This is a genomic window from Mesorhizobium sp. M7A.F.Ca.US.005.03.1.1 (assembly GCF_003997975.1).
In the GTDB taxonomy this organism is placed as follows: domain Bacteria; phylum Pseudomonadota; class Alphaproteobacteria; order Rhizobiales; family Rhizobiaceae; genus Mesorhizobium; species Mesorhizobium ciceri.
This window is the reverse complement of sequence record NZ_RZRO01000028.1, coordinates 14,553-27,826: the sequence shown is the minus strand read 5'-3', so window position 1 is coordinate 27,826 and position 13,274 is coordinate 14,553. Positions and strand designations below refer to the sequence as shown.

General features: G+C 61.1%; 11 protein-coding genes. 10 read left to right on the top strand and 1 reads right to left on the bottom strand.

Annotation, left to right across the window (positions count from 1 at the left end; all coding sequences use genetic code 11):
- Positions 1-375: 375 nt before the first annotated feature.
- Positions 376-1,722, top strand: a complete 1,347-nt coding sequence (locus EN990_RS14335; RefSeq protein ID WP_063169227.1) for an IS5 family transposase — start codon at positions 376-378, stop codon at positions 1,720-1,722.
- Positions 1,723-1,832: 110 nt separating this feature from the next.
- Here EN990_RS14335 and hemN read toward each other — a convergent pair whose 3' ends face one another.
- On the bottom strand, positions 1,833-3,182 hold the full coding sequence (gene hemN, locus EN990_RS14330) for an oxygen-independent coproporphyrinogen III oxidase (protein ID WP_063169226.1): 1,350 nt from the start codon (positions 3,180-3,182) through the stop codon (positions 1,833-1,835).
- A gap of 152 nt (positions 3,183-3,334) precedes the next feature.
- Here hemN and EN990_RS14325 point away from each other — a divergent pair, with 152 nt between their 5' ends.
- The 9 genes from EN990_RS14325 (at position 3,335) to ccoS (ending at position 12,608) form a co-directional block, all read left to right on the top strand.
- Complete coding sequence (locus EN990_RS14325; protein ID WP_024502861.1) at positions 3,335-4,078, top strand: Crp/Fnr family transcriptional regulator; 744 nt, start codon at positions 3,335-3,337, stop codon at positions 4,076-4,078.
- 494 nt (positions 4,079-4,572) lie between these two features.
- Positions 4,573-6,192: a cytochrome-c oxidase, cbb3-type subunit I gene (gene ccoN / locus EN990_RS14320; protein ID WP_063169225.1), complete on the top strand. Its 1,620-nt coding sequence runs from the start codon at positions 4,573-4,575 to the stop codon at positions 6,190-6,192.
- Positions 6,192-6,923: a cytochrome-c oxidase, cbb3-type subunit II gene (gene ccoO, locus EN990_RS14315; protein ID WP_063169224.1), complete on the top strand. Its 732-nt coding sequence runs from the start codon at positions 6,192-6,194 to the stop codon at positions 6,921-6,923. The genes ccoN and ccoO overlap by 1 nt, the downstream gene beginning before the upstream one ends.
- Positions 6,924-6,934: 11 nt before the next feature.
- Positions 6,935-7,084 carry a cbb3-type cytochrome c oxidase subunit 3 gene (locus EN990_RS14310; protein WP_024502864.1) on the top strand — a complete coding sequence of 50 codons (150 nt, stop codon included), beginning with the start codon at positions 6,935-6,937 and terminating at the stop codon, positions 7,082-7,084.
- Between the two features lie 2 nt (positions 7,085-7,086).
- Entirely contained in the window at positions 7,087-7,950 is an 864-nt protein-coding gene (gene ccoP, locus EN990_RS14305) for a cytochrome-c oxidase, cbb3-type subunit III (RefSeq protein ID WP_063169223.1), read from the top strand.
- 167 nt (positions 7,951-8,117) lie between these two features.
- Positions 8,118-9,677 (top strand): cytochrome c oxidase accessory protein CcoG, encoded by a 1,560-nt coding sequence (gene ccoG, locus EN990_RS14300; RefSeq protein WP_063169222.1) that lies wholly within the window; start codon positions 8,118-8,120, stop codon positions 9,675-9,677.
- Positions 9,674-10,171, top strand: coding sequence for a FixH family protein (locus tag EN990_RS14295; protein WP_063169221.1), 498 nt, complete (start codon positions 9,674-9,676; stop codon positions 10,169-10,171). Before ccoG ends, EN990_RS14295 begins: the two co-directional genes overlap by 4 nt.
- On the top strand, positions 10,168-12,447 hold the full coding sequence (locus tag EN990_RS14290; protein WP_063169220.1) for a cation-translocating P-type ATPase: 2,280 nt from the start codon (positions 10,168-10,170) through the stop codon (positions 12,445-12,447). The genes EN990_RS14295 and EN990_RS14290 overlap by 4 nt, the downstream gene beginning before the upstream one ends.
- Positions 12,448-12,452: 5 nt before the next feature.
- On the top strand, positions 12,453-12,608 hold the full coding sequence (ccoS, locus tag EN990_RS14285) for a cbb3-type cytochrome oxidase assembly protein CcoS (RefSeq protein WP_081714250.1): 156 nt from the start codon (positions 12,453-12,455) through the stop codon (positions 12,606-12,608).
- Positions 12,609-13,274 lie beyond the last annotated feature (666 nt).

The window sequence follows — 13,274 nt, the reverse complement described above, 5'->3', positions numbered from 1 at the left end:
ATGGTCCCAGTAGCCGTTCCGCCAAGCCTTCAGCGCATGTTCGTGTCGCCCGATCCGGTCGATGGGGGGCTAATTCCCACTTGGAAGCTGCTCTACATCAGATCAGGGGGGAATGCAGACTGGCAGAATTCCGTCTAATTAGCGACTAGCTAAAACATATACTCAGGCGAGACTGTTCAGCATAGAAATAGTGAGTCGGCCGTGAACTATCCGCAAGCCATTGATCTGGCCTGTTGATTGAGGCGGATAGCGGCTTTGGAATTGCAGGATTAGCGGTATTTGGACGCTGTTTTCCTGCAATTCGGTTTTGCGATTCCCTTGTGGCGCGGAGCGTGATTCACTCGGTTCGGCGGCGGCGAATCGAGGGGACAGCGAATGTCCAGGCCACGCGAGAAGCGCGAGACGGGAGAGCAGGACCTGTTCCGCTCCCGGCTCGACCAAATCATCAACATGAAGCACGAGCTGGTGCGGCTGGCGCAGGCGATCGACTGGCCGGTGCTGGAGGAGCGTTTCGGCGCCGTCTATTCGGACGGCCCCGGCATGCCGCCGCTGCCGACCCGGCTGATGGCGGGGCTGGCGATCCTCAAGCACACCTTCAACCTGTCGGATGAGGTGCTGTGCGAGCGCTGGGTGGAGAACCCTTATTTCCAGTATCTCACCGGCGAGACGTTCTTTTGCCATACGCTGCCGTTCGACCGCTCCTCGATGACGCGTTGGCGCAGCCGTATGGGCGAGGAGCGGATTATGGTGCTGTTGCAGGAGAGCCTCAGCCTCGCGGTCAAGACCGGGGCGATGAAACCGGCCGACACGCGCCAGGTGATCGTCGACACCACCGTGCAGCCGAAGAACGTCATGTTCCCGACCGACGCCAAGCTCATCCATCGGGCACGCGAACGGCTGGTGCGGCTGGCCAAGAGGACGGGTCTCCATTTGCGCCAGAGTTATGTGCGGGTCGGCAAGCTGGCGCTGATCAGCCACCAGCGCTATGCCCACGCCAAGCAGTTCAAGCGGGCCAACAAGGCGCTACGCAAGCTCAAGACCTATCTCGGCCGGACCATTCGCGACATTGGTCGCCAGATCGCCGGCGATCAGGGGCTGGACGCGCTGTTCAAATGGCCGCTCTACCAGGCCGCCACCGTTCTCGAGCAACGCCAGCGCCAGCGCGGCCGCAAGATCTACAGCCTGCACGCACACGAGGTGGAATGCATCGGCAAGGGCAAGGCGCATGCGCCCTACGAGTTCGGGGTGAAGGTGTCGGTGGCCACCACGCTGAAGCGCTCCAGGGGCGGCCAGTTCGCCCTGCATGCAAAAGCACTGCCCGGCAATCCCTATGACGGCCACACGCTGGCAAGCGTCATCCCCGACATGGAAAAGACCATCGGCAACGAGATCGGCCGCATCCTCGCCGACGCCGGCTATCGCGGCCACAACGCACCGCAGAGCCACAAGCTCAGGGTCTTCACCGCGGGCCAGAAACGCCGCGTCACCCCAGCCATCAAGCGCCAGATGCGACGGCGGTCGGCGGTCGAGCCCGTCATCGGCCACATCAAGAGCGAACACAGAATGGGCCGCAACTACCTCGCCGGCCAGCAGGGCGACACCCTCAACGCCATCCTGGCCGCCGCCGGCTACAACTTCTCCCTCCTGCTCAGGTGGCTGAAGGGGTTTTTGTCGCTCTTGATTGCCCTGCTTCAAATCCGGCCGAAGCCGGTCGCCGCTTAGGGCTCGGATTGTTCACGGTCGACGATTTGATGCGGTAGTCGCCTATGAGCGGTCAAAACGAACGCAGCTGGTTCGCCGATCGACCAAACGGCGAGCGCACTGTGCTTTGCTCAGACCGCCACCGAGTGCCTCGCCGTTCCCCCTTTGAAATATGTATCGAACTTGGCCGCGATGGTTCGAATGAAGGGGCGACTTTCAGTCCGTACGAGGAAACTGTCACCATCGAATTCAAGCGCTCGGGCAGGATCGTGGAGTGCGATGGACCTCGAGCGATGAAGGAGCTGCTCGCCGGCTTTGCCGAACCGCTCCACCAGGTCGACTGCCGAGAAGGCAAAATCACACATCAGCCGCTCGATGATCCAGCCACGGACGCGATCGTCGTCGGAAAGGGCAACGCCGCGGACGGCAGCCAACCCGCCATCCGCAACCATGCGCCCGTACCCGGCAGTCGAAGCCATGTTCTGCACGTAGCCTTGGCGAAAACGACCGATGGACGAAGGGCCAAGTCCGATCAGTGTCGGGCAGCGATCCTCAGTGTAGCCCTGAAAATTGCGATGCAAAACCCCTGCGCGGGCCGCTATGGCCAGCGCATCGTCGGGCTTCGCGAAATGATCGAGTCCTATTGCCTCATATCCCTTGGCGACAATTGCCCGCGCCGCGAGTTGAGATTGGGCGAAACGCTCAGTGGGACTCGGCAGCCATGCCTCGTCGATCATCGTCTGATGCTTCTTGAACCAGGGCACATGTGCGTAGCCGAACAGGGCCATCCGGTCTGGCTCCAAGGTCAGTGCCTGCGCCACCGTGGAACAGATCGTCTCGCGTGTCTGATTCGGGAGCCCGTAGAGCAGGTCCAGATTGACCGATTCGACGCCCCGCGAACGAACCCCGTCGACGACTGCCTTGGTCTGCAAAAAACTCTGCTCACGATTAATTGCTTTTTGCACTTGCGGATCGAAATCCTGCACGCCGAGGCTCGCCCGCGTTACGCCGATTTGAGCAAGTGCATCAAGGCGCGCCTTGTCCATGTCGTTGGTTTCGATTTCGATGCTGACCGTAGCATCCGGGAGAAGGTCGAAGCTGTCCCGCAAGGCCGCTCCAAGAGCAACCATATCATCGGGCCTCAGAATAGTTGGCGAACCGCCACCGAAGTGGATTGCACGGACATGTGCCTTGCCGCTCACCAGACCGGCAATCGTGACGATTTCGGCATTCAGCGAGCGCAGATAAGCGGCCACCGGCTCATATTGGTGCGTCTGCTTGGTGTGGCAGGCGCAGAACCAGCAGAGCTTGTCGCAGTAAGGAATGTGCAGGTACAGCGAGATTTCGTCGCCGCTTTCCAGCGTCTCCAACCAGCCACGGTAAATGGCAGCATCGATCCCCGAATGGAAATGCGGCGCCGTCGGATAGCTGGTGTAGCGTGGGACGTTCTCGCTGAGTTTGACAGCTATTTCCGATTGCATCTCGCGTTCACCGTGTTGCCCGCCGGAACACTGCACGCATCGCTGAAGCAGACCCTGATCTCGATCAGCCGCGCTCATGGACAAACCGCCGCAGGATTTCTCTACCCTGGATGGGTATCCTGCCGGCAGTTAGGATCGGGTAAGGCGAACGCATGACCTTTCGGCAAGACATTCATAGTTCCGGCATTCCTGTTCTTTGCTTCCCTTGCGAGGCACGGCGTCGCGGTGTCTGCGGTGCGCTCGATCCAGACAATTTGGTTGGGCTCGCCAAGACTTGCTCGCGTCGCCGGATCGAGTCAGGAATGGAGTTGACCGGCGAGGCACAGAACGTCGACAGCTACTCCAACGTGCTTTCAGGCGTGGTAAAGCTATCAAAGAGCCTGTCGGATGGGCGCCAGCAGATCGTCGGTCTCCAGTTTGCACCGGATTTTCTGGGACGTCCTTTCAAGGAGGAAAGCTCGATCAATGCGGAAGCGGCAACAGCAGTCACGCTGTGTTCGTTTCCGCGAGCGGCCGTCGAACGGATGATGAAGGCGTCACGGGAATTCGAGCATCGCCTGCTCAAACAGACGCTGAATGAACTCGATGAGGCGCGCGAGTGGATGGTGACGCTGGGGCGCAAGACAGCTCCGGAAAAGGTGGCGACTTTTCTCCTCATGATGGCCCGGAATATCGATTCCAGTCTCGATGCGGCTTCCGGGTCGGCCTCCTTCGATCTGCCGCTGACGCGTGCCGAAATGTCTGATTTCCTTGGAATCACCAGCGAGACCGTGAGCCGCCAACTGACGCGATTGCGGGCTGACGGGGTGATTCGGATTGAGAACGCACGCCATGTGACGGTGGACAGCATAAGCCGTCTGGAGAAGCGCTGTGGCGGCGGACGCGAGCGGCCCTAAGCGGCGAGGCCATGTCGCATGACTCCGGGGCGGGCCGTGTTTGCCTTTTAATGCGATGTCGCCGCGCCTTCGACGAAGCGGCGTCACGGTTGTCGAGACAAACAGCTTTCGGGCTTTGATAGGAACGTGACCAATCGCCAGGTGTGTTTCGGCACATACCGGCGAAGCATGGTCCTTAATCTGCCACGGCTCGGCGGAACGATCGCGTTCGTTTCCAATGGGATCCGAACAACGTTTGGCAGGGCATCGGCAATAGCATCCAACGCGCGCAGAGCCTCAGCTTTCGCCTCAGCGATCGCGTCTGCGCCCGCCCAACCCAGGGAACGCCTTCCATGAGGGAGTGAGCCCGCGCTGCGTTCCTCGTTCATTCGCCACCTGCTGATTGCGCCGCACAAAATCGTGCGGCCTGACATAGATCAGGGCGAGGGGGCGGCGGCTGCGCGATTAGTGCGCTGCGGATTTGGCATCCACCAGATTCGAGATCGGGATCTGCAATGAAATTCGGCACAGAGATCGTCCTTCTAAGCGTGTTCGCTTTTGCGGCCCTGGTGGCCGCCGGCTTCGGCGTGGATGAACCTTTCCGCCGACACATGTGGGTGTTGTTCTTCGCAGTGGCTGGTTTCACTGCGATCCTGTTGCGCAACACGGAGTTCAGGCCAGCAGCTCCGATTGACCCATCCGCTTACATGGATGGTCCGATCCGCTACGGCGCGATCGCCACCGTGTTCTGGGGTGTCGTCGGCATGCTGGTCGGCGTGGTGATCGCGCTGCAGCTCGCCTACCCCGATCTCAACATCCAGCCCTGGTTCAATTTCGGTCGTTTGCGGCCGTTGCACACATCCGGTGTCGTTTTCGCCTTCGGCGGCAACGCGCTGCTTTGCACGTCTCTGTATGTCGTGCAGCGCACCTGCCGCGCGCGCCTCTTCGGCCGTGATCTCGCCTGGTTCGTCTTCTGGGGCTACCAGCTGTTCATCGTCATGGCCGCGACCGGCTACCTGCTCGGCATCACCGAGGGCCGCGAGTACGCCGAACCCGAATGGTATGTGGATGTCTGGCTGACCATCGTCTGGGTCGCCTACCTCATTCTGTTCCTTGGCACGATCCTGAAGCGCAAGGAACCGCATATCTACGTGGCCAACTGGTTCTACCTGTCGTTCATCGTGACCATCGCGATGCTGCATGTGGTCAACAACCTGTCCATACCAGTCTCGTTCCCGGGCTCCAAGAGCTACTCCGCCTTTTCAGGGGTCCAGGACGCCTTGACGCAATGGTGGTACGGCCACAACGCGGTCGGCTTCTTTCTCACCGCCGGCTTCCTCGGCATGATGTATTATTTCGTGCCCAAGCAGGCGAACCGGCCAGTCTATTCGTACCGGCTGTCGATCGTCCATTTCTGGGCTATCATCTTTCTCTACATCTGGGCCGGGCCGCATCACCTGCACTACACCGCCTTGCCCGATTGGGCGCAGACGCTCGGCATGGTGTTCTCGATCATGCTGTGGATGCCGTCCTGGGGCGGCATGATCAACGGCCTGATGACGCTGTCCGGCGCCTGGGACAAGCTGCGCACCGATCCGATCATCCGCATGATGGTGATGGCCGTCGCCTTCTATGGCATGTCGACCTTCGAAGGCCCCATCATGGCGATCCGGGCGGTCAATTCGCTGTCGCATTATACCGACTGGACCATCGGGCACGTCCATTCGGGTGCGCTCGGCTGGGTCGGCATGATCTCGTTCGGCGCGATCTACTACATGGTCCCGAAGCTCTGGAACCGTCAACGGCTCTACTCGCTGAGGCTCGTCACCTGGCACTTCTGGCTGGCGACACTCGGGATCGTCGTCTACGCCGCGGTGATGTGGGTGTCCGGCATCATGCAGGGCCTGATGTGGCGCGAATATGGCGAGCAGGGCTTCCTGGTCTACTCCTTCGCCGAAACCGTCGCCGCCATGCACCCCTACTATGTCCTGCGCGCCATCGGCGGCGCCATGTACCTCTCCGGCGCCCTGATCATGGCCTGGAACATCACCAGGACCATCCTCGGCCACCAGCGCGAGGAGGAGCCGATGCCGAGCCCCGTCGCCATCCGACCTGCGCGATCAGGAGCCAGGTAATGGGCTTGATGGACAAACACGCAATCATCGAGAAGAACGCCACGCTTCTTCTCGTTGGCTCGCTGCTCGTGGTGACGGTCGGCGGCATCGTCGAGATCGCGCCTCTCTTCTATCTCGACAACACGATCGAGAAGGTGGAAGGCATGCGCCCCTATTCGCCGCTCGAACTTGTCGGGCGCAACATCTATATGCGCGAGGGCTGCTACCTCTGTCATAGCCAGATGATCAGGCCGTTCCGCGACGAAGTTGAGCGCTATGGCCACTACAGCCTGGCTGCCGAGTCCATGTACGATCACCCCTTCCAGTGGGGATCGAAGCGCACCGGGCCGGATCTCGCCAGAGTTGGCGACCGCTACTCGAATGCATGGCATGTCGCGCATCTTACCGACCCGCGCTCGGTGGTGCCGGAATCGATCATGCCGAGCTATGGGTTCCTGAAAGACACGCCGATCGACGTGAAGGATTTCTCGACGCATCTGGTCGCCAACAGGCTTGTAGCCGTCCCTTACACCGATGACATGATCGCCCACGCCAATGCGGATCTGGCGGCGCAGGCCGATCCCAATGCCGACACATCAGGCCTTGAGGCGCGTTACCCAAAAGCCAAGATCGGCGACTTCGACGGCAACCCGCAACAGGTCACCGAAATGGATGCCCTGCTCGCCTACCTGCAGATGCTTGGCACACTGGTCGACTTCAAAAATTACGACGAAGCCGCCGGCTACCGCTGAGGAGAACGCTGATGACCTACAATTTGATGCGGGCGTTTGCCGACAGCTGGGGCCTGGTTGCGATGGCGCTGTTCTTCGTGGGGTGCATCGCCTTTGCCCTACGCCCCGGCAGCCGAAGGCTGGCCGACGAAGCGGCCCGCATTCCGCTCGAGGACGAGTGATCATGAGCGACGAGCATATCGATGAAATCTCTGGCGTCTCGACCACCGGCCACGAATGGGATGGTATCCGGGAGCTGAACAACCCGCTTCCCAGATGGTGGGTTATCACTTTTTACGTCACCATTGTCTGGGCGATAGGCTACACCATTGCCTATCCAGCATGGCCTCTGTTGCACTCGGCGACAACGGGTGTGCTCGGCTATTCCAGCCGCAACGAGGTCAGGAACGAGCTGACCGCGGCTGAGGCCGCCAAGGGCAAATATATCTCGGCGGTGGAGTCCAAGAGCGTCTCGGAAATCGCCGCGGACGACGGCCTGCGCGAATTCGCAATCGCCGCCGGTGGCGCCGCTTTCAAGGTCAATTGCGTACAATGTCATGGCTCCGGCGCCCAGGGTTCCAAGGGCTTTCCCAATCTCAACGACGACGACTGGCTGTGGGGCGGCAAGGCCGAGCAGATCCAGCAGACGATTACGCACGGCATCCGCTTCGCATCCGATCCGGACACGCGCCTGTCGGAAATGCCGGCCTTCGGCGACATCATTACCGCCGACCAGATCGCACAAGTCAGCGCCTACGTGGCCAGCCTTTCCGGCAAGGTCCGCGATGCAAGTCTGATCCAACCCGGCGCCAAGGTCTTTGCCGAGAATTGCGTGGCCTGTCACGGCGACAATGCAAAAGGCAACAGGGAATTCGGCGCCCCCGACCTGACCGATGCGATCTGGCTCTATGGATCCGGTGAGACAGCCATCGCCGCACAGGTCCGTGCGCCAAAACAGGGCGTCATGCCGGCCTGGGTTGGCCGTCTCGGCGAGATCAAGGTCAAGGAACTTGCAGTTTATGTCCATTCGCTTGGCGGCGGAGAATAGGAATGGAAGGTCCTATTCTTCGGTCCCCCCTGCCAAGCGGACGAGGCCCGGCGTGAGCCGGGCCTCGACACCATCCCTAATGCGATCTGCACAACCCGGCAAGGCTATCCTACGGCGAGGCTTTACGACAGGTGCCCCTGACATTGGCTGGGAAAGTGGAGTTGCACATGCGTGACAAGACGCAGTTGACAGGGCTCGAAACAGAAACTGTCAATTCCGCCAAAACCCGCAAGCCGCTTTATGCCGCGCGTCAAAAGATCTTTCCGAAGCGCGCCTCGGGCAACTTTCGTCGCTTCAAATGGCTGGTGATGACGATCACACTTGGCATCTATTACCTGGCTGCGTGGCTGCCTTGGGCTCGCGGTCCATTTGCCCCGGACCAGGCAGTCCTGCTCGATCTCGCGAACCGGCGCTTCTACTTCTTCTTCATCGAGATATGGCCCCAGGAATTCTTCTATGTGGCCGGCCTCCTGGTCATGGCGGGCGTCGGTCTTTTCCTGATCACCTCGACTGTCGGCCGTGCCTGGTGCGGCTATGCATGCCCTCAGACGGTGTGGGTCGATCTGTTCCTCGTCGTCGAACGTGCGATAGAGGGCGACCGTAACGCTCGCATGAAACTCGATGCAGGCCCCTGGACCGCCCGCAAGCTGATGCTGCGCTTATCGAAGCACGCCGTCTGGCTGGTCATCGGTGCGGCGACCGGCGGCGCCTGGATTTTCTATTTTGCCGATGCGCCGACGCTGGTTGGCGAACTCTTCACCGGCACCGCGCCACCCGTCGCCTACATCACTGTCGCCGTGCTGACGGCTACCACCTACACGTTCGGCGGTCTGATGCGCGAGCAGGTCTGCACCTACATGTGCCCATGGCCGCGCATCCAGGCAGCGATGCTCGACGAAAGTTCTCTCACCGTCACCTACAATGACTGGCGCGGCGAACCGCGTTCTCGCCACGCCAAGAAGGTCCTTGCCGCAGGGCTGCCGGTCGGTGACTGCGTCGACTGCAATGCCTGCGTCGCGGTCTGCCCGATGGGGATCGACATCCGCGATGGCCAGCAGATGGAATGCATCACCTGCGCGCTGTGCATAGACGCCTGCGACGGGGTCATGGACAAGCTCGGCAAGGAGCGCGGGCTGATCTCCTATGCGACACTGTCCGACTACAACGCCAACATGATGCTGGCGACCGCGGGCGGCTCCAGTTCAGTCAACCCGTCGCAGGTCAGGACCGCTGATGGCCTGTTCTCCGACAAGGTGGCGCATTTCCATATCCGCAAGATCTTTCGGCCACGCACCTACGTCTACATGGGTATCTGGTCGCTGATCGGCCTGGGTCTGCTCTATTCGCTGCTGACGCGCGATCGGCTCGAAGTCAACGTGCTGCATGATCGCAATCCGCAATTTGTCACGCTGTCCGACGGCTCGATCCGCAACGGCTACACCGTCAAGCTGCTCAACATGATCCCCGAGCCAAGGACGATCGTTGTCGCGATTCAAGGCTTGCAGGGCGCCGAGATGAGCGTGGTCGGCGACGACATCCCGGAAGGCCGTTCTTTTGCCATTCCGGTCGAACCCGACCGCCTGAAAATGCTGAAGGTCTTCGTGCGCCAGCCGGCGGATCAAATCCAGGGCACAGCGCAGACCTTCAAGTTCCGTGTCGAGGACAAGGCGAGCTTCGAGGCGGACGAATACACCGCCACCTTCAACGCGCCGGAGACTGCCAGATGACCGCTAACGCTGAAAAACCCCGCGTATTCACCGGCAGGCACATGCTGGCCATCATCCTAGCCTTTTTCGGGGTGGTCATCGCGGTCAATCTGACGATGGCAACGCTCGCCAACACGAGCTGGACCGGCCTTGTCGTCGAAAACACCTATGTGGCGAGCCAGCAGTTCAACAAGAAGGCCGAGGAGGGGCGGGCGCAGGCAGCGCTCGGCTGGACCGGCAAGCTGACCATCGCATGGGGCGAGGTCCGCTATAGCCTTACCGACGCCGTCGGCAAGCCGATTGCCTTGCATGGCGTCAAGGTGCTGTTTCGCCATCCCGCCTACGAGAAAGAGGACAAGGCGGTCAACCTCGCCCTCGCCTCCGGCCAGGAATTCGCAGCCCAGCACATGCCGAAGGATGGCGTCTGGATCGTCGAAGTCGACGCTGACGCCGGTCTGGCCGAGCCCTACCGCGAAGTCCGCAGGATCATGATTTCCCATGGAGCGCTGAAATGAGTTGTTGTGCACCGGGCGCCGAAATGGCGCTTGATCTGGGCAGCACCACGTCGGTCCTGCCGTCTAGTCAAGAGATCAGGCTGGCGAGCCGATCGCTTGGAGATGATCTCCGCCAAACCGATCTTTCGGTGCCGAGCGTTCATTGCGCAGCTTGTATCCAGACGATCGAGACGGCGTTGGGAACGCTCGATCGCGTCGAGAGCGCCCGCGTCAACCTGTCGACGAAACGGGTCTCGGTCCGCTGGCGTGGCGACGAGGTTCCACCGTTCGTCGCCGCGCTTGGACGGCTCGGCTACCAGGCGCATCTCTTCGCCCCCGAGATTGATGAAAAGGACAGGACGCTTTCGGAGTTGATCCGCGCCGTCGCGGTTGCCGGGTTCGCGGCGGGCAATATCATGCTGCTTTCGGTCTCTGTCTGGTCCGGGGCCGAAGGGGCTACCCGCGACCTGTTTCACTGGGTCTCCGCATTGATCGCCATCCCAGCGCTCGCCTTCGCCGGCGGCATCTTCTTCCGCTCGGCCTGGAATGCACTGCGCCACGGCCGCATGAACATGGACGTGCCGATCGCGGTCGGAGTGTCGCTCGCTTACGCCATGAGCCTCTATGAGACGATCAACCATGGCGACCACGCCTATTTCGACGCGTCGGTTTCGCTGCTTTTTTTCCTTTTGATCGGCAGGACGCTGGATCACGTGATGCGCGAACGTGCCCGCACCGCGGTGAAAGGCCTGTCGCAGCTGGCCGCACGCGGCGCCATGGTGCTGCGCGGCGATGGCGCGCGCGACTATCTGCCGGTTGGCGAGATCGAACCGGGGATGCAGCTGCTGATCGCGGCCGGTGAAAGGATCCCCGTCGACGGCAAGATCATCCACGGAGCGTCTGATCTCGACTGCTCGCTGGCCTCAGGCGAAAGCGCGCCGAAAAACGTGGCGCCGGGCGAAGCCGTGCAGGCCGGCGTGCTCAATCTTACCGGCCCGCTGACGATCGAGGCGACCGCCGCCGCGAAGGATTCGTTCCTCGCCGAAATGGTTCGGCTGATGGAAGCCGCAGAGGGCGGTCGCGCGCACTATCGCCGCATCGCTGATCGCGTGTCGGCACTCTACGCGCCCGTGGTTCATCTCACCGCCTTCGTGACATTCCTGGGTTGGATGGCGGCGACGGGCGACTGGCACCGGGCGATGACGATCGCCATTGCCGTTCTGATCATCACCTGCCCGTGCGCGCTCGGCCTCGCCGTACCGATCGTTCAGGTGGTCGCCGCGCGGCGTCTGTTCGAGAACGGCATCATGGTCAAGGACGGTTCGGCCATGGAGCGCCTGGCGACGATTGATAACGCAGTGTTCGACAAGACCGGAACGCTCACGCTCGGACAACCCCGGCTCCTCAATGCATCGTCGATCGATCCGGCCATGCTGGCAATCGCGGCAGACATGGCCGCGCACTCGCGTCACCCGTTTTCAAAGGCCATAACCGGCTTTGCCGCTCCTGGCGGGCAACACAAATTCGATGCCGTCACAGAGCATCCGGGGTTCGGGATCGAAGCCACTGTCGCCGGAAGCATCTGGCGGCTGGGTCGACGCGGATGGGCTGGATGGAAGGCCCGGACCGGTGGTGAAGGCAACCATGGCTATGGCGGAACGGTGCTGACAAAAGACGGGTTCATTGTCGCGACCTTCGATTTCGAGGATGCGCTGCGCGCCGACGCGGCGGCGGCGATCAAGCGATTGAACGATACTGGGGTGTCGATGCAAATGCTGTCGGGCGATACCGCAGGTGCCTGCGGTGAAGTTGCAAGAATGCTGGGTGTCGAGGACTTCGTTCCGTGCCTGCTGCCGTCGGGCAAGGTCGAGCGCATCGAGACCCTGGCGAAAGACGGACACAAGGTTCTGATGGTTGGCGACGGCCTCAACGACACGCCGGCGCTGAGCGCGGCGCATGTCTCGATCGCTCCGGCCACCGCCGCCGACATTGGCCGCAATGCCGCCGACTTCGTATTCCTGCGCGAAAGCCTTCTGGCAGTGCCTCTCGCGCTGGACGTCTCGCGCAAGGCGGGACACCTGATCCGCCAGAACATCGCGATTGCGATCGTCTACAATGCCGTCGCCGTGCCGATCGCCATCCTGGGCCACGCCACGCCTTTGTTAGCGGCGATTGCCATGTCTGCCTCATCGGTGCTTGTTATTGGAAACGCATTGCGCTTGCACGGCTTCGGGGCGAATGCGACGCTGCAAGTTATTCAAAAAGTCGGACGCTCCGCAGTCAGCTATTCGGCATAATCCTCGTGACGACGTTGCTCTATCTCATACCAGTGGCCCTTTTTCTGGGTGCACTGGGTGTGTCCGGCTTCGTCTGGGCATTGCGAAGCGGTCAATACGAAGATCTCGACGGAGCCGCCGAGCGGATACTAATTGATCGGGACGACAAACCGGAACGCTGATTTCAATCCGCTGTGCATAAGATGCGCGGATCGCGCTCGTCAGTCGAGCCGGCTCGGTCGGGAACAAGCTGTCCATGCTCCATGCTCCATGCTCCATGCTCCATGCTCCATGACCATCTTGACCTAAGCTGCACACTACATTTGTGAAAAGCCTCTGTCGTGCGAAGGACTGCCTCCCATTGCACCCAGTATGAGGCGTGTGATGCCACGAGAGTACCTCGCGTGGCCGGACGAGAGCTTGGCAATGTGCGCACGGGTTCCAAAGTGGAACGTCACGGTCGATCACCTGACCGTGAACCGCCAGTGCCGATTGGTCATGTCTGGCTGATCCAGATCAGGGTCATACTCATCGGCGTGGTCTATTGACCAGTCTTCGACGGAGAAATGCATGACTTACGGAAAGATTGGTCGTCATTATCAGCACCTTCACGGTTCTGGGTTTTCTGTCGTGTGGTCGGCCATGCCTTGTGCTTACGGCGCAGCCATTAGCTGACCGGCGTCGTGTGTATCTCGCTTGCTGGCTGACCATCCGCGTGGCTTGCGCGGACAGGGGGCCGATCAACAGCTTTCGCCTTTGATGGGTTGTGTGCGTCGTTGCCGATCCATCCCGATTCCCGGCCCGCGCCTTGAGGCTATGCGACGGTACCGGAACCCAGCGCACGTCAC

What these genes read in the sequence shown, in the direction of transcription:
- hemN (WP_063169226.1), bottom strand. Translation starts at nt 3,182, where the DNA reads ATGCAATCGGAAATAGCTGTCAAACTCAGCGAGAACGTCCCACGCTAC.
- ccoO (WP_063169224.1), top strand. Translation starts at nt 6,192, where the DNA reads ATGGGCTTGATGGACAAACACGCAATCATCGAGAAGAACGCCACGCTT.
- EN990_RS14310 (WP_024502864.1), top strand. Translation starts at nt 6,935, where the DNA reads ATGACCTACAATTTGATGCGGGCGTTTGCCGACAGCTGGGGCCTGGTT.
- EN990_RS14325 (WP_024502861.1), top strand. Translation starts at nt 3,335, where the DNA reads ATGACCTTTCGGCAAGACATTCATAGTTCCGGCATTCCTGTTCTTTGC.
- EN990_RS14290 (WP_063169220.1), top strand. Translation starts at nt 10,168, where the DNA reads ATGAGTTGTTGTGCACCGGGCGCCGAAATGGCGCTTGATCTGGGCAGC.
- EN990_RS14335 (WP_063169227.1), top strand. Translation starts at nt 376, where the DNA reads ATGTCCAGGCCACGCGAGAAGCGCGAGACGGGAGAGCAGGACCTGTTC.
- EN990_RS14295 (WP_063169221.1), top strand. Translation starts at nt 9,674, where the DNA reads ATGACCGCTAACGCTGAAAAACCCCGCGTATTCACCGGCAGGCACATG.
- ccoN (WP_063169225.1), top strand. Translation starts at nt 4,573, where the DNA reads ATGAAATTCGGCACAGAGATCGTCCTTCTAAGCGTGTTCGCTTTTGCG.
- ccoP (WP_063169223.1), top strand. Translation starts at nt 7,087, where the DNA reads ATGAGCGACGAGCATATCGATGAAATCTCTGGCGTCTCGACCACCGGC.
- ccoG (WP_063169222.1), top strand. Translation starts at nt 8,118, where the DNA reads ATGCGTGACAAGACGCAGTTGACAGGGCTCGAAACAGAAACTGTCAAT.